This window comes from Vibrio gazogenes (genome assembly GCF_023920225.1).
Classification (GTDB): Bacteria; Pseudomonadota; Gammaproteobacteria; order Enterobacterales; family Vibrionaceae; genus Vibrio; species Vibrio gazogenes.
This window is the reverse complement of record NZ_CP092587.1, coordinates 1,112,047-1,128,090: the sequence shown is the minus strand read 5'-3', so window position 1 is coordinate 1,128,090 and position 16,044 is coordinate 1,112,047. Positions and strand designations below refer to the sequence as shown.

Here is a 16,044-nt window from a genome sequence, read left to right as displayed (position 1 = left end):
GGTTTCATCATTATAAATTTTATATATCTTCCATTTTGAACTCATAATTATAGAGATAAATATCAATGGAACAAAACTTGATTTTTGATTTGTAACAGCGTCTGATGTCGGTGTGTAGATAACATAGTGAGGTAGTATGAGCGAAGCTCTCAATAATTTACTCGAACTTTTACAATTAGAAAAACTAGAGGAAGGACTCTACCGGGGCGACAGTGAACATCTCGGGTTACCTCAGGTTTATGGCGGACAAGTGATCGGTCAGGCGCTCTCTGCTGCCCGCTATACCGTCGATCCTGAGCGGACAGTCCATTCTTTTCATAGCTACTTTCTTCATCCGGGTGATCCGGAAAAACCGATTGTTTATGATGTAGAAAAGCTCAGAGACGGGCGTAATTTCAGTACCCGGCGCGTTAAAGCGATTCAAAATGGCCGACCGATTTTTTATCTGACCGCGTCATACCACGGTGAAGGAACCGGCTTCGAACACCAAAACACGATGCCAGACATTCCCGGTCCGGAAAATTATGCTTCTGAAACTGAGTTGATGAATCAAATTGCCCATCGCATCTCCGAACCTGCCAAGAAGATGTTTTGTCGAGAGAAGCCGATTGAAATTCGTCCGGTGCATGTGGTGAACCCGTTCAAACCGGAAAAAATCGAACCCAAGCAGTATCTGTGGATCCGGGCTAATAGCAAGTTACCGAGTGATCAATTGCTCCATCAATACCTACTCGCCTACGCCTCTGACTGGGGTTTTTTGATCACAGCATTGCAGCCACATGCTGTCACGATGATGACACCGGGATTTCAAGTCGCAACCATTGACCACTCGATGTGGTATCACCGCCCGTTCAGTATGGATGAGTGGCTGTTGTTTGTGATTGAGAGTCCGAGTGCTACCTATGGCCGCGGGTTGGTGCGGGGCGAAATCTACAATCAGCAAGGTGATTTAGTTGCCAGTGCGGTGCAAGAAGGTGTGATGCGCTTTCTTGATCACGCCAATCCAAAGCAATCCGATGACAGTGATCAATCCAATGACTCTTAATTGAACCCCATCACCGTCGGTCATCCAGATAAAAGATTTTATGACGACAGACTTTACTTTCCCCCAAGGGGAAGCTTTATGATACGGATGTCTTCACCATGAGCGCCGGAGGTCAGCATGGGATGTTGTAATAACCCTCCACCGGGAGGGAGTAAAAATGTGAGTCTCTTCTTGAAATATATTGGGGTCTTGTTTGCCGCTATTGTCTTGATTACATTGTTATTTGGTTAACTGACCGCCCTCACACTGAAATGGCCTGCCCGCAAATTTTCCAATGCTGACAGGCCATGATAATTGATCGTGTTTACTTACCGAATCTTCAGCATCGTCATGATCATTTATCACCATTCATGATAAGGGCAGCTCCGTGGTATATTTCAGTGACTCCATCGCAAAGGTCGAGGTCACATCACTCAACCCTTCGACACGATTGACCAATTGCTTGTAAAATTCATCAAAGCAACGCATATCTTTCACCACAACTTTCATCATATAGTCGTACTCCCCCGCCATCCGGTAAAATTCCATTACTTCAGGAAACTCTGAGGCAATTTCAACAAAACGGACATACCACTCATGCGAGTGATTACTGGTTTTGAGCATCACATAGGCTGTGAAGTTCAATCCCAGCTTTTCCGGATCCAGTAATGCGACTCGTTTGTGAATCACACCCATTTCTTCAAGCTTCTTTAACCGCTTCCAGCATGGTGTCGTTGTCAGATGAACCGCCTCGGCAAGTTCATTCAAAGACCAATCCGCATTCTGCTGTAACAGTCGCAGTAAGTGTTTATCGGTTTTATCCAACAACATGCTCCACAACCTCAATATGAGAGAAAATTTTTCTACCATTTAGCCAATAAACAGTAAAAAATGAAACCTTTTTCTCTCAGAATACAGTTATTTTTATTCTAGTCGCTCATTTATCTTATCCGCTTATAGGAAGTGTTCATATGTCTAGTAATCATGGTTGGATTAAGCAGGCAATTCATCAAATCATGGCTGAAGAAGCCCATCATCCGGAGACGCCGCTTATCAAACTGCCCGTCCCCGGTTTGCAGAACATCGATATTTACCTCAAAGATGAAAGCCGCCACCCGACCGGTTCACTGAAACACCGTCTGGCTCGCTCACTATTTTTGTATGCTTTAACCAATGGTTTGATCGGGCCGGACACGCCAATTATTGAATCCTCTTCCGGTAGCACTGCCGTCTCTGAAGCCTATTTTGCCCGGATGCTGGGCCTGCCGTTCTATGCCGTCATGCCACGAACCACTGCACGTAAGAAAATTGAGCTGATCGAACAATATGGAGGCCAGGCTCATTTTATCGATCGTGCCAGTGATATTTATCCGGCAGCCCGACAACTGGCTGAAACACTCAATGGATACTATATCGACCAATTCACCTATGCAGAGCGGGCATCTGACTGGCGTGGCAGCGATAATGTCGCGCATGCGATTTTTGACCAAATGGCCCAAGAACGTTTCCCGCTACCAAGTTGGCTGGTGATGTCAGCCGGTACCGGCGGCACTTCAGCTACGCTGGGACGCCATATTCATTACCGCCAGTATCCAACCCAACTGTGTGTAGCGGATTGTGAAAATTCCGTCTTTTACGATGCATTTGTCCACAATAATGCCCAACTGACTTGCCAACACAGTAGCCGGATTGAAGGGATTGGCCGCCCCAGAGTTGAACCCAGCTTTATTCCCGGTGTGATCGACACCATGATGGCGATCCCTGATGCTGCCAGTATCGCAACCATTTATTGGCTGGAAAAACAAACCGGCCGTAAAGCAGGCCCGTCAACAGGGACTAACCTCTATGCGACCCTCAAACTCGCCCAGCAAATGCAACGTGACGGTGAAAGCGGCTCTCTCGTCACGCTGTGGTGTGATGATGGCGAACGCTATCTGGACTGCTATTACAATCCGGATTGGGTGCATCAACACTTCGGTGATATCACACCTTATCTGACACAACTGGATTCACTTGAACGAAATGGGAATTTTTCTGCGGATCAGCAATCCAAGATCACACCTCAACCTGAATTACAGGCTGGGGCGTAATCTCTGATTCTCATTCATTCAAGGAAATTATGATGCTGACATTGAATCCTCATGAAACCGCATTGATTCTGATCGATTTACAACATGGCATACTCGCACCGCAACGCTATCCGCATCCCTCAGATGAAATACTGACCCGGTGTCAATCTCTGGCAGCGCGTTTTCGCCAGCACGGTGCAACGGTTGTCGGCGTCAATGTCGGTTGGTCTGCCGACCAACAGGATTACCCACCCGGCGTGGTTGATGAACCGTCACCGGCACCGGACGCGATGGAACAATGGATGACACTGGCTGATGGCGTGGTTCAAGACGGTGATTTACGGATCACCAAACGGCAATGGGGCGCATTTACCGGGACAGAACTGGATATGCAGCTTCGCAGACGTGGGATTCGTCATCTTGTTGTCGTTGGCATCGCCACCAATATGGGCGTGGAATCAACCCTGCGTCACGGCTGGGAGCTCGGATATGACATGCTCACCATCGAAAATGCTTGTAGCTCATTCTCAGCAGAATTTCACCACATGGCTTTTGAAACCATTTTCCCGCGACTGTCCCGGGTTCTGCCAAACGGCGATGTCCTGCACTTTGCTTAATACATCGCGAATCGTACAGATTGATTCAGCTCGAAAAGAGCAACTGACGAACAGAAAAATGCCTCCGCAAACGGAGGCATTTTCTATCAAACAACTGGTTTCTATCAATCAACAAGCTATCTGGTCGATAATTAACCTTGAATACCGACAATCAGCCAAGGTGCATTCGGCACGGTTAAGTCCCGTTCAAGATGCCAGATATCCTGAATCTCTTCTTCAGTATCTTCTACCGCATCACGGTAACGCCCTGAGAATTGTAAACTCAACTGGGCACGGTTTGCATCGTAGTCAGCCCGGACAAATTCAGCATCGACATACATCACATCGGTATGTTGCTCACCGATAAGCTTCTCCCGTTCCGCTTTCAAGTCTTCAAACAGGCTGACAGAAACATACTCACGAATGGTGTCTAACTCATTGTGATTCCATGCCCCCTGCAAAATGCGATAGTGCTCTCGGGCGCCATTGAGAAAGGCCGCTCGGTCAAACTCTGGCGGATAACGGTGCGGTACATCGCTGGCAGCATTGGTACCAAACCCACGACCACCCGCAACATCGCCAGGTTGTTCGAAGTTATGCACATGAGACTGTCGATGAGCGTTCCCGCCAAATGCCGGTTGCTGCTGATTCATACTGCCCTGCTTGGCTGCCAGCACCCCGCGCAATAGTTTGAAGATAAAATACGCCACTAACCCGATAATCAGAATATCCATGAACTGGATACCTTCGAAAGCACCACCAAAGAAGGCTGCCAACAGACCACCAGCCAACAAACCACCCATGAGTCCACCCATCAGTCCTTTGCGTCCGGCATTTTGAGTCTGACCTGCCTTATTGTTCTGTGTGTTGGTGTTACTGTACTGTTGCTTTGATGCCGGCGCTGTTTTGAAGCTATTGCCTAAAGAGCGACCACCACCGAATTTTTTTGCATCAGCAACCGGCATGACCGCCACTGAAACAATGATTAGAGTCATCAACGATAAAAAACGTTTCATGTCTATCCTGTATTTTGTCAAAAGGGATCACAAGTATCATAGACACTCCCTCTCACCAAAGAAACATTGTACATGTATCAGAATATTGCAGGCTTTGATTGACGCTCAGACAAGGGAACAATAATATATTGAACGTTGTTCATTAACGATTACAGATCATGGCTAGAAGAAACGACCACACGCGAGAAGAGCTCATTCAACTGACATTGGAACATGTCAAAACATTTCTTACCAATCACTCCTATCATGAGCTGAGCTTACGCAAAGTCGCCGCTATGATTGGATATGTCCCCAGTACATTAGTTAATGTATTCGGTAACTATAATCTTCTGTTATTACACGCCGTCGCTCAAACACTCGATGAGCTGATTGAAGACGCCCGACAAGCCGTCGGTCAGAGTACCGATCACCGCGATGCCTTGTTTCAGCTCGCCTACTGTTATCACGATTTTGCCCAACACCATACCTTCCGCTGGCAACTGATTTTTGAACACAACATGAATGGTGAAGATCTGCCCGAATGGCAGACCCAAAGAATCGATCACATGACGGACATTCTGGAAACCCTCTTACAACAGTTGGCGCCACAACGTTCAGCAGAAGAAATTACCACCACCAGTCGTGTGTTGTGGGCCGGCGTCCACGGCATCACATTGCTGAGTGTCGATGATAAATTCTTTGCTTCCTCACCAATTGATGGCAATGAACTGATTCATAATCTACTGACTCATTATCTCAAGGCTTGGTAACCAAACCCGCCAGAATAGCGTTAACTCAATCGCACTGGGTAAAAAGGATGCTCCCATGTCTCATACGACTTCATCACTGCTCTCTTCTCGGCGTTTTTTGCCTTATTTTATCACCCAGTTTTTCGGGGCGTTTAACGACAATGTGTTTAAAAATACCCTGTTGTTATTTGTTGCATTCAGCAGTGCCGGACAACTGGCGATTTCAAGCACGCTGTTTATTAATCTCGCGGCCGGTTTATTTATTCTGCCTTTCTTTTTATTTTCTGCATCTTCCGGTGTGCTTGCGGATCAACTGGAAAAAAGCCAACTGATCCGAAAAATTAAGATGTTAGAAGTGGTCATCATGAGTCTGGCCGCTATCGGATTCATCACCCATAGTTATCTTATTCTGCTCTTGCTGCTTTTTCTGATGGGGACGCAATCGGCCTTATTCGGCCCGGTCAAATATGCTTTACTGCCACAACAACTCAAACCAGATGAACTGATGAGCGGCAATGCACTGGTTGAAACCGGAACGTTTTTGGCCATCTTGCTGGGCACCTTACTGGCCGGTGTGATTGCTTCAACCCCGAGCGCAGAATACATTGCGGCGGGAGCCGTCGTGGTCGTCGCTCTGTGCGGCTATCTGGCAAGTTGCTACATTCCCAATGCCCCGGCAACCGCGCCGAGTCAACGGTTTCAGTGGCGTCCTATCTCACAGACACGTAACACACTGCGGATTGCCAAACAGGATCCCGTGATCCACCGGACCATTCTGATCATCAGTTGGTTTTGGTTTATGGGAGCGACGTATCTGACCCAATTTCCCAACTTCACACGTTATTTCCTCCACGGAAACGAAGGCGCAGTCTCTTGGCTATTGACGCTGTTTTCCGTAGGCATTGCACTCGGCTCACTCCTATGTGACCGTCTTTCACGCCATCGTATTGAACTCGGACTTGTGCCACTGGCCTGCTTGGGTATCTCGCTCTTTGGTTGCGGTTTGGTCGCCGGAGTGCCGGACGCTCTTCCCCAAACGATGGACTTTACAACCTTCATCACCAACACCGGGCTGTGGCCGCTCTTTGTGAGTCTATTATTACTGGGCGTCTCCGGTGGGATGTTTATCGTCCCCTTGTACACGTTATTGCAACAACGCGCCCATCCGGACCAACGTGCTCAAGTGATTGCAGCCCTCAATATTTATAATGCGCTGTTTATGGTCATCAGCGCGATTTTAGCCATTATCGTCCTGTCGTTGCTGCAATGGTCGATCCCCGAGCTGTTTTTGTTACTCTCGCTGATCAACCTGGGCGTCGCGGTTTATTTACTGTACAAGCGACCGATTGAGACACTACGTTTCGTGCTGGCATGTCTGGCAAAGCTATGCTACCGCGTTCGTTACCGCAATCTGCATCATCTCCCGCCGCAAGGAGGTGCTCTGATTATCTGTAACCACGTTACGTATTTGGACGCGCTGATTCTCAGTGCCGCTTCACCGCGCTTGATCCGCTTTGTGATGGAAGCCGATTACACCACTGTGCCGCTGATTCGGCCAGTCTTGAATCGTGCAGGCGTTATCCCGATCTGTGCTTCACACGGCAAAACCATTCGTAAAGCGTTTATCCAAATTGAACAGGCTCTTCAACAAGGAGAGCTGGTCTGTATTTTCCCTGAAGGATGTCTCTCATCAGACGGTGAAATCGGGCCATTTCTACGCGGTCTGGACCACATTATTCAACACACCAGCGCTCCAATCATTCCGATGGCACTGAAAGGGATGTGGGGCAGTTATTTCAGTCGTCACCGCGGCCGGGCTTGTCGTGGGTTCCCCCAACGTTTCAGAGCCAAGATTGAAGTAGAAGCGGCGCCGCCAATCGTTGCGACCGACACCAGCAGTGAGCAGTTACGGCAACACGTTGCGCAATTAAGAGGGGCATGGCGGTAGTTGTTCAGTTTTATTGAATGAAAGTTAAAGACATTCAAACTGACTGATCATTTATTTCCGTTAGAATGGCGTCCTATTTTCTGACCGTGGTATCGACATGGCCCCTTTGTTCCGTCGTTTGTTCAGTAGTACTTTTTCATGCAAAACCTCTGACATGCTCAAAAATGCTTGTCAGCTCAAAAACATTCCGTTCGTACTTGGCTTACTGGTTTGTACAACCGCTTATATCACCTCCCCCACAGCACTGGTCATCGGTTTTTTTCTGACCACGTTGGGCATGGTTCCGCAAGGAATTCCTTTAGCCAAAATCACCAAAAAGCTCCTCGCTTATTCGATTATCGGCCTCGGATTCGGTATTCCGCTGCAAACGGCACTGACCGTCACAACACATGGTTTGGGGTTAATCGTTGCCAGCTTATTCACGACCTTGCTGATCGGCTGGTTTGTCAGTGTCCGGGTTGGGCTCATGCGTAAAACAGGTTATCTGATTGCCTCAGGGACCGCGATTTGCGGTGGGAGTGCCATTGCCGCTGTTGCACCCGCCATCGATGCAGATGATGACCAGATTGGTCTCGCACTGGGGACGATTTTTGTCCTCAATTCACTGGCTTTATTTATTTTCCCGGCCATTGGTCATCTGCTCAATATGAGTCAGGAAACATTCGGCACTTGGGCTGCCATTGCCATTCATGATACGTCTTCCGTCGTCGGTGCGGCATCTGCTTATGGAGAAACGGCACTCAAAACCGCAACAACGTTAAAACTGGCTCGTGCTCTCTGGATTATTCCGGTGACATTCATCAGTACCTTTTTATTTCGTAGCGAATCAAGAAAAATCACCATTCCTTACTTCATTTTGTTCTATTGTGCTGCGATTGTTTTTCATGATCAGTTACCGCAATTCTCGGCTATCTATCATGGTATCTTCGCATTGGCGAAACAAACCTTGGTCATTTGCCTGTTTTTGATTGGTTGTAGTCTGTCATTGAGTAAGTTACGTCAGGCAGGTCCGAGACCGTTACTTTTCGGCGTCGGTTTATGGGTGCTTATCTCAGTGTCATCACTGAGTTGGATCATGCTCGCTCAGTGAGTCAACTGACTGGCATCGTGAGACACGCACACGGTGCCAGATTCACAGCGAAGAGGTTTGACGGGATGACGGCCGGGGAGCTCGTTCCAGAAACAGCACAACAATCAACAAAAATGCAGTTAACTCAGCCAGTGACCGAGTCGCACCGCTGGTCAGCACTGCCACGAAAAGCTGAATGATAATGGTCGCAATCATAAGCCCTTTTTTCATTGGGTATGCCTTTTAGTTAATTAAACTGGGTTAATTATGACGAAAAGACATATCAAACCAAAATTCTGTTTTGGACTAACTCATAACTGCTTGTCTGGATCGCGGCACATCTTGATTTCGGCATTCAGCCACGTTTTGACCGCAGCACGAGAGATTTTAATCCCTTGTGTACGGCCTTCCGTATAGAAATGTTCGGGCAATCGGTAATAACCATCCGGCCATTTAAATTTCTCCAATCGCCCCTCAAGCCACGCACGGATGTCTGCGCTCATCGATTGCCAACCCGGTTCACACCCAATCACCGCGACCGGACGCGCACCATAGGTTGCATCAGTAACGGGCACCACCACTGCAATATCAATCTGCGGATGTCGGACCAAAACCGCTTCGATTTCTTCACAATGGATGTTCTCTCCGCCGGAGATAAACAGGTTATCAACCCGACCGGTGACATGAAGTTCCTGCCCGTGCCAATACCCCATGTCCTTGCTGTCGAACCAGCCGGAATCGTCACACAGCGGTGTCAGCGTCCCCTGGCGATAATAACCGCAAGCCAGCGTATCACCGCTGATATAAATCCGTTCGTGGTCAATTTTCACCTGACGCAAAGGCAGCACGCTGCCACAACTCTCGCGACCATCGACACGTTTGGCAGTAACCGTTGATGCCGCTTCCGTCATACCATACCCCAGCCATGTTTCAATGCCGAGCGCAGCTGCTCGCCGGGCAAGTTCCGGCGGAATATGACTCCCCCCGAGCAACACATGTGTCAGCGCGTGAGGAATCGGTTGATCCAGCAGCCGCTGTAACTGGGTCGGCACCAGCGAAGCATGGGTCACATCGGTCATATCACAATCGTCAATACGACCAATCCGCAAACAAGCCCCTGCTTGTAACCAGCGATAAATAATCGATAACCCGGACACATGATAAACAGGCAAGCTCAGTAACCAAGTGTCACTGGCGGTGAAATGAAACTGAGATAACAATCCCTGCGCAGAGGCGAAATGCTGGCGAGACGTATGGGCAACCGCCTTTGGTTCGCCGGTCGAACCGGAAGTAAAGATTAATGAGCTCAATTGCTCAGGATGGTAGTTGGCGGGCGTAACGGCACTGGTAGCGAGCTGGCAGTCAACCATGCGACAGTCCGGCAACTGCGTCTGCAATGCCGCGGCCTCACTCGGATCGGCACAGAACAGCCACATAGTTTGATTCGGACGATAGATCGTCTCCAGTTTACGCTGCAACATGGCAATCGGCTGTGGCGGCAACAAGGCGCTCAACGCCCCGGCATGTAACCTCGCCAGAAACACCCAGACGGCATCGGGATGGTTCTTGCCGACCAATGTGACGATATCGTCGGCAGCGACGCCTTGTTGTTGTAATGCTGCTGCAATGGCGGCAACTTTCTCAGCCACCGCTTGCCACGTATAAGTTTGCTGCGCGACTTTCAGCGCAATGGCTGTCGGCCGTTCAATTGCCCAGCGCAGCCACGGGGCGTTCGGGTCAGGGGCATCATTGATCATCAAGACGTCCAGATCAGTTCCTGACTTTCCAACGCAACAACGGGTAAGTCACATCCCGGCCACGCGACGGCCAACTGTTGCTGAAACAGACCGACGGTATCAAGCCCCGGCACCTCATCCGGTAGCAACCAGCGTGACAGACGTGCCAATTGACACAAGCCGAAGCTCGACTCAATGCTGGAACTGATTACCGGTTGCATTCCCAGTGTTCTGGCTTTTTCGAACAAGTAACGACAGCGTTCAATCGAACCAATCAGTGTCGGTTTGATGATCAGTGCTTTAACACCGGTCAGCTCTTCCAGACTGAAATCGGGATCATGCAATGATTCCTGTAAGGTTTCATCCCACGCAATCGCAATCCCGGTATTAATCGCAAACGCAATGCTATCGCTCGGCGCAGCACACGGTTCTTCGACATAGGCGATGCGCTGCCGATAAGAATGTGAAATTTTACTGGCGAATTTAGCCGCCTGCTCTGGCGTCCAGCCGCGATTGACATCCAACCGCAGTGATAACTCAGGAATGCTTTCCAGCAACAAATTCACCACCAGTCCGTCACGGATCGGCTCATACCAACCCACTTTGACTTTGGCGACTTTTTTCGGCAATTCCTGAAGACGCTCGATCAATTCATCCGGGTCACCGATACATAAGGGCGCTGCAAAATAATGCCCTGCTTGTGGCAGTTCACCGGATAACTCGGCCTCTGCGACAGACAAACCAAACGCTACGGATGGATATAATGACGAATAGTCAATCACTTCACCGCGACACCAGCGTGCCAGTTGTTCTTGAAGCTGAACACCAGCTTCCGTTGAAGATTCCCGGCTGAATCCGACTAATGGCGCGATTTCACCCCGGCCTACCTGATTCTGCTCATGCATTTCTACGATGAAGCCTTCTCGTTCCAGAAGCTTCTCGTTGCGAAGAATCACGCCGCTATCCATCGGTAATCGATAGCGATACAGTTTTGCACTACGCATTGTCACTGTTCCTTTTGAACTAATGTCCGAGGGTTAAATCACCACCAGACATCTTATTTCAATCATTTTATTTCAATCATTGTATTTCAATCGTTGCCGAGCTTTTTAGCTTACGGATTACGAGGAAACTTGTGAAAATCAGGGCGACGTTTTTCGTTAAATGCATTCCGACCTTCCTGACCTTCTTCTGTCATGTAAAACATCATCGTTGCATTGCCTGCCAGCTCTTGTAACCCGGCCTGACCATCACAGTCAGCATTCAAGGCTGCTTTCAAACAACGCAGCGCCATCGGGCTGTGTTGTAAAACTTCCCGACACCAGCGTACGGTTTCTTTTTCCAGATCCGCCAATGGCACAACGGTATTCACCAGCCCCATATCCACAGCTTCCTGCGCATCATAAAAGCGGCACAAGAACCAGATTTCGCGGGCTTTTTTCTGGCCGACAATCCGTGACATGTAAGAGGCACCCCAACCGCCGTCAAACGATCCGACTTTCGGGCCGGTCTGACCGAACTTGGCATTGTCAGCCGCAATGGTTAAATCACACATCATATGCAGAACATGGCCTCCGCCAACAGCCCAACCTGCCACGGCAGCAATGACCGGCTTCGGACAAGTCCGGATTTGACGCTGAAAGTCTAGTACATTGAGATGGTGTGTGCCTTCGTCATCGCGATAGCCGCCATAATCACCGCGAATTTTCTGATCGCCACCCGAACAGAACGCATCTTCTCCCAGTCCGGTCAGCACGATGACACCCACGCCAGAATCATAACGGGCATCGGCCAGCGCCTGAATCATCTCTTTCACCGTCTGGGGGCGAAACGCATTGCGAACCTGTGGACGGGCAATGGTAATTCTCGCAATGCCATCATCCGATTTATGATAGTGGATATCTTGATACTCACCGCTACAATCGTTCCAGTTGACCGGTGCATAAAGTTCTTCTTCACTGATACCTACAGTAATTGTCATAATCTACCTATCTTGTTTAAGCTGTCATCTCTGTTGAGCGAGTGGTGTCCGAAGACACTGGGCAAACGCCTCGGGTCGCTCCTGATGGACATTATGTCCTGCCTGCAAAACAATCTGTGTTGGCAACCCGCTGGATTCAGCGAGTTGACGAAATTTTTGATCACGCTCCCCGCAGATGTACTGAATGGGAATCGGCTGTGTTTTCAATGCCGGTAGCAAATCCGGCTGCAAAGCTAACGATGTCGCACGCATCATCGCCGCGATGTCGGCGCCAAGATTATCACTCCGTCGGGTGATCAAATCTTGTCTTTGCTCATCATTGAGAGAAGAAAATACCGGCTGCTGATACCAACTGATTAAAACATCAGCAATCGGCTCTGATGCAAAGCGATTCGCCCAAGCCTGATCCTGTTGCCAACGCGCCTGACGGGCGGACTCATCATGCAATCCGAAGTTGCCCCCTTCAATCACCAACGTGGTCACATTCAAGGCCGACCAAGCCCCGTGAACGGCACCGTACATGGCTAACCGCCCTCCCAGCGAATAACCAATCAGCACCAGCGGCTGAGCTGGTGCTAAACGGCTCGCAATCGTCCGGGCAATCTGCGCACAACCGTCGTCAAAATCGGTACAACGTTGCTCACTGCTATGTCCGTGTCCACACAAATCGATGGTCAAACAAGGGAAGTCGCGTAAATGAGTCAGGGTTTTTGACCAGTCGTCACAACTACCCAGTAAACCATGTAAAAAAACCAGCACGGGTCGATCCTGATTAAGATCCGTCTCCGCTGGCGTGTAAACGCTATAAAGTACAGACATGCTGGATGACCTGCTGAATGTGTTGTGCTGCCTGACCGGCAGGGACACGGACTTCGACAATCAAGCCATGCTTGCCGTGCTCGAAATGCTGCGCAACACAATCCGTCAATGCGCTCACACTCTCGGGCTTGGCATAGCGCAACCCAAACTGGGCGGCGGCATGTTGAAAATCATAACCATGTGGCATCTGATACAAGTCGGTTTTCTGTTGTTGTGGTACTGGCAGTAGGTCAAAAATCGCCCCACCGTCATTATTGGTCACCACAATCACAAAAGGCTGAGGCGTATTGGTCAACAAAGCGAGCGAATTGAGGTCATACAAAAGTGATGTATCGCCAAGCATTAACAACATCGGTTGCTGTCGCGCCTGCTGAACACCGGCTGCCGTTGCCACCAGCCCATCAATACCCGACGCTCCCCGGTTAGAATAGACGTTCTGATGCGCCACCTTGCCGAACATATCCACCAAGCGCACCATCAAACTGTTCCCGAAAAATAAATCCGCTGCGGGGGCAAGCGTTGCCACTGACCGGCCGACATCTAATTCCGAAATGGATGCAGTGCTCTGTGCAACTTGCTGTACCACAGCCGGGATTCGGCCAATCAACGGCAGTAACGTATCCGCCCAACCGGCTGATGACCCGACGGTTTGTGCCTGATTCCGCTCGATTTGAGCATCAACCCAAGTTTCAATCGGCGCGACAATCTGCTGTTGTGGCAGGTGTGACGGGTTGTTGCGTTTCTCATCCGGAGAAATCAACAGATAATGACTTCCGTGTTGCATCACATGCTGTTGCAACCATTGATTGAGCCGTTTGGAAACCAGTTGTCCTCCGAACTGAACGATAACGTCACATTCGGACAAGACTTGTTGGGCGGTGCGATGGTGAAGCCAGATATCGAAATATGCCCAGTCGCTTGAGACACCGGACTGAGGATCACAGAATACCGGCCAACCCAACCGCTGTGCGAACGCTTTTGCTTGCTCTGCCTCAGCCAACGTCAGAGAGCCGATAATCACCACACCGCGCTGACAGAATAGTGTCGGGTCAGACGGCTGCGGTAACTGCGGTTCGCTTTGCTTGATAATATAAGGCTCTCGCTTCGCCAACCACGGCAGAACCCCAGCCAGATAAACCGCATCGTCGATAACTTCATCTTGCTCCGGTATATACAAGGGTTCGGGAAACGGACAATTGATGTGCACCGCACCACCACGGCGTGCCTGCACAAAGAGGGCCTGATCAAGCGTGGTGAGCAGCCAGTTGGGCGCGATGGCCGTGGTCGGACTGGGTAAGTTAACCGCCTGAGCCACGTGTGCGGCAAAAATTCCCGGTTGTTCAATCGCCTGATTCGCACCACAGTCAACCAGTTCCACCGGACGGTCTGCGGTTAACAACACCAATTTTTCACCCGTCAAATTGGCTTCAACCACACACGGGAGCAAATTCGCCACCGCGGTGCCCGATGTGACAATCACGGCGACCGGTTGATGACTGGCTTTCGCCAGCCCTAACGCCAGATAGCCCAGCCCTCTTTCGTCAAAATGACGATGGAGCCGCAGGGCCGAATGCGCATCGGCTTCGAGTGTCAGCGGTGTCGAACGGGATCCCGGTGCAACACACACATCACGTACACCCAGACGCGACAATTCTTCCAGAATCAACCGACTCCAGACGCGATTCATCACCGCTTGTTGAGATTTCACGATACCACTTCCTCCGGAGAGATCTCTGTAATCAGGCTGAGTAAAGTTGACATCTTGCGATCCAACTCTAACCATTCATGTTCGGCAACCGAACCACTCACAATCCCCGCCCCGGCAAAGAGTTTGACCTGTTTATCCATGACCAGCGCACTGCGGATGGCAACACAGAATTCAGCACGTTGATGGCTGATATACCCGATCGAACCGGCATACCATCCTCGGCAGAACGGCTCATAACGTTCAATAAACGTTTTAGCGGCTTGTCTTGGCAGGCCCGCGACGGCTGCGGTCGGCTGTAATGCGCCCAGTAACTGGACGCCATTGATGGACGGATTCAGTTCCGCCGTAATGTGACGTTTCAAATGTTGTACGCGACGCAGTTTCACCAACGCGGTTTCGGCACCGACTTCAACAGAACGCGCCAAAGGCGTTAAACGATCCACAATGTCATCGACAACATACTGGTTCTCCGTCATGTTCTTCTCATCATGGATCAGCCAATCGGATAACGCCTGATCCTGTTGGATATTATCGCTTCTGCCGATAGTACCGGCGAGCGCTTCGGTAAATAGCGCTTCCCCGTGGCGTTGATACAGACGTTCCGGTGTCGAACCGACAAAGCTATGCCGCTGGTCAATCGCCAGCAAGAAATGGAAGCTTTGATCATTGTGACGTCGGCTCTCTTTTAGTAACTGTGCCGCCTGAATCGACTGCGTCAATTGAAACGTAGACTGACGCGCTAAGACGACTTTATCAAACTGCTGTTGTGTCATCGCAGACAACGCCTGCTCAACTAACTGGCACCATTGAGAATGCTGAGGCGCATGATCAACGGAAAGCACTTCAGTTGCAATCGGCGGTAAGGTCGGAATCTCATACTGAAGTTGCCGTAACGCCTGAACTGTCGTGTTACGCGCTTGAGTCAAATTGGCACATAAAAACCATGAATGCCCTTCGCGAATCAGCTCGATTTGCGGCAAAAAGAAAAACGCTTCTTTACAGTGCGGATTTTTAGTTGTCCCCCCATCAAAGGAACGCCCGCCCCAAATACGCTGAGAGTCGGTGATCACTTGATAGGCAGGTGCGGGATCTGAAAATGTAACACACGCCCCCAAAGCAACCACTTCTTCCCGGCCGTCCCGATCTTGCCAATAGAATTTAGGGAATAAAGTTTGGGCGGCAAGCCAGTCAGGCAGAGCAAAATGAGGAGGGAAATCAAGCGTCTGTCGGCATCGGCTCACCTGTGGAGAAGCCTGATGAATCTGGTGAATGAGTTGGTTTACTGCTTGATGAAAATAAGACAAAGCGACCTCAACTGAGAGAATCAATAACGACTCTATTGATTGATTT

At 49.8% G+C, this 16,044-nt stretch carries 15 protein-coding genes; 6 read left to right on the top strand and 9 right to left on the bottom strand.

The annotated features are described in order from the left end of the window. Nucleotides 1-136 precede the first annotated feature (136 nt). On the top strand, nucleotides 137-1,045 hold the full coding sequence (tesB, locus tag MKS89_RS05195; protein WP_072962513.1) for an acyl-CoA thioesterase II: 909 nt from the start codon (nucleotides 137-139) through the stop codon (nucleotides 1,043-1,045). Nucleotides 1,046-1,393: 348 nt separating this feature from the next. On the opposite strand, the gene MKS89_RS05190 is transcribed toward tesB, so the two are convergent. After that, a complete protein-coding gene (locus tag MKS89_RS05190) occupies nucleotides 1,394-1,855 on the bottom strand; it encodes an Lrp/AsnC family transcriptional regulator (RefSeq protein WP_072962510.1) in 462 nt (153 codons plus the stop codon). A gap of 140 nt (nucleotides 1,856-1,995) precedes the next feature. On the opposite strand from MKS89_RS05190, the gene MKS89_RS05185 reads away from it, so the two are divergent. Together MKS89_RS05185 and MKS89_RS05180 are read left to right on the top strand one after the other, a co-directional pair. Beyond that, nucleotides 1,996-3,114 carry a PLP-dependent cysteine synthase family protein gene (locus MKS89_RS05185; RefSeq protein ID WP_072962507.1) on the top strand — a complete coding sequence of 373 codons (1,119 nt, stop codon included), beginning with the start codon at nucleotides 1,996-1,998 and terminating at the stop codon, nucleotides 3,112-3,114. A 29-nt stretch (nucleotides 3,115-3,143) separates the two neighbouring features. Continuing rightward, entirely contained in the window at nucleotides 3,144-3,710 is a 567-nt protein-coding gene (locus tag MKS89_RS05180) for a hydrolase (RefSeq protein WP_205409072.1), read from the top strand. A 131-nt stretch (nucleotides 3,711-3,841) separates the two neighbouring features. Here the strand turns inward: MKS89_RS05180 and MKS89_RS05175 are convergent, their stop codons facing one another. After that, nucleotides 3,842-4,705 (bottom strand): Tim44 domain-containing protein, encoded by an 864-nt coding sequence (locus MKS89_RS05175; protein ID WP_072962502.1) that lies wholly within the window; start codon nucleotides 4,703-4,705, stop codon nucleotides 3,842-3,844. A gap of 158 nt (nucleotides 4,706-4,863) precedes the next feature. Between MKS89_RS05175 and MKS89_RS05170 the strand changes: the two genes are divergently transcribed. From MKS89_RS05170 to MKS89_RS05160, 3 genes are all read left to right on the top strand, one after another. Further along, entirely contained in the window at nucleotides 4,864-5,454 is a 591-nt protein-coding gene (locus MKS89_RS05170; RefSeq protein WP_072962499.1) for a TetR/AcrR family transcriptional regulator, read from the top strand. A 55-nt stretch (nucleotides 5,455-5,509) separates the two neighbouring features. After that, on the top strand, nucleotides 5,510-7,381 hold the full coding sequence (locus MKS89_RS05165) for an MFS transporter (protein ID WP_072962497.1): 1,872 nt from the start codon (nucleotides 5,510-5,512) through the stop codon (nucleotides 7,379-7,381). A gap of 154 nt (nucleotides 7,382-7,535) precedes the next feature. Then, nucleotides 7,536-8,471 (top strand): YeiH family protein, encoded by a 936-nt coding sequence (locus tag MKS89_RS05160; RefSeq protein ID WP_072962603.1) that lies wholly within the window; start codon nucleotides 7,536-7,538, stop codon nucleotides 8,469-8,471. 42 nt (nucleotides 8,472-8,513) lie between these two features. On the opposite strand, the gene MKS89_RS05155 is transcribed toward MKS89_RS05160, so the two are convergent. From MKS89_RS05155 to MKS89_RS05125, 7 genes are all read right to left on the bottom strand, one after another. Further along, nucleotides 8,514-8,681 carry a hypothetical protein gene (locus MKS89_RS05155; RefSeq protein WP_162841349.1) on the bottom strand — a complete coding sequence of 56 codons (168 nt, stop codon included), beginning with the start codon at nucleotides 8,679-8,681 and terminating at the stop codon, nucleotides 8,514-8,516. Nucleotides 8,682-8,761: 80 nt separating this feature from the next. Beyond that, nucleotides 8,762-10,207 (bottom strand): o-succinylbenzoate--CoA ligase, encoded by a 1,446-nt coding sequence (gene menE / locus MKS89_RS05150; protein ID WP_077316164.1) that lies wholly within the window; start codon nucleotides 10,205-10,207, stop codon nucleotides 8,762-8,764. Further along, a complete protein-coding gene (menC, locus tag MKS89_RS05145; RefSeq protein ID WP_072962494.1) occupies nucleotides 10,207-11,190 on the bottom strand; it encodes an o-succinylbenzoate synthase in 984 nt (327 codons plus the stop codon). The genes menE and menC overlap by 1 nt, the downstream gene beginning before the upstream one ends. Nucleotides 11,191-11,300: 110 nt before the next feature. Further along, entirely contained in the window at nucleotides 11,301-12,167 is an 867-nt protein-coding gene (gene menB / locus MKS89_RS05140; RefSeq protein WP_021018876.1) for a 1,4-dihydroxy-2-naphthoyl-CoA synthase, read from the bottom strand. A 24-nt stretch (nucleotides 12,168-12,191) separates the two neighbouring features. Continuing rightward, nucleotides 12,192-12,986, bottom strand: coding sequence for a 2-succinyl-6-hydroxy-2,4-cyclohexadiene-1-carboxylate synthase (gene menH / locus MKS89_RS05135; protein ID WP_072962478.1), 795 nt, complete (start codon nucleotides 12,984-12,986; stop codon nucleotides 12,192-12,194). Beyond that, entirely contained in the window at nucleotides 12,970-14,694 is a 1,725-nt protein-coding gene (gene menD, locus MKS89_RS05130) for a 2-succinyl-5-enolpyruvyl-6-hydroxy-3-cyclohexene-1-carboxylic-acid synthase (protein WP_106406993.1), read from the bottom strand. Before menD ends, menH begins: the two co-directional genes overlap by 17 nt. Further along, nucleotides 14,691-15,998: an isochorismate synthase gene (locus MKS89_RS05125; RefSeq protein WP_072962598.1), complete on the bottom strand. Its 1,308-nt coding sequence runs from the start codon at nucleotides 15,996-15,998 to the stop codon at nucleotides 14,691-14,693. Before MKS89_RS05125 ends, menD begins: the two co-directional genes overlap by 4 nt. Nucleotides 15,999-16,044: the final 46 nt, after the last annotated feature.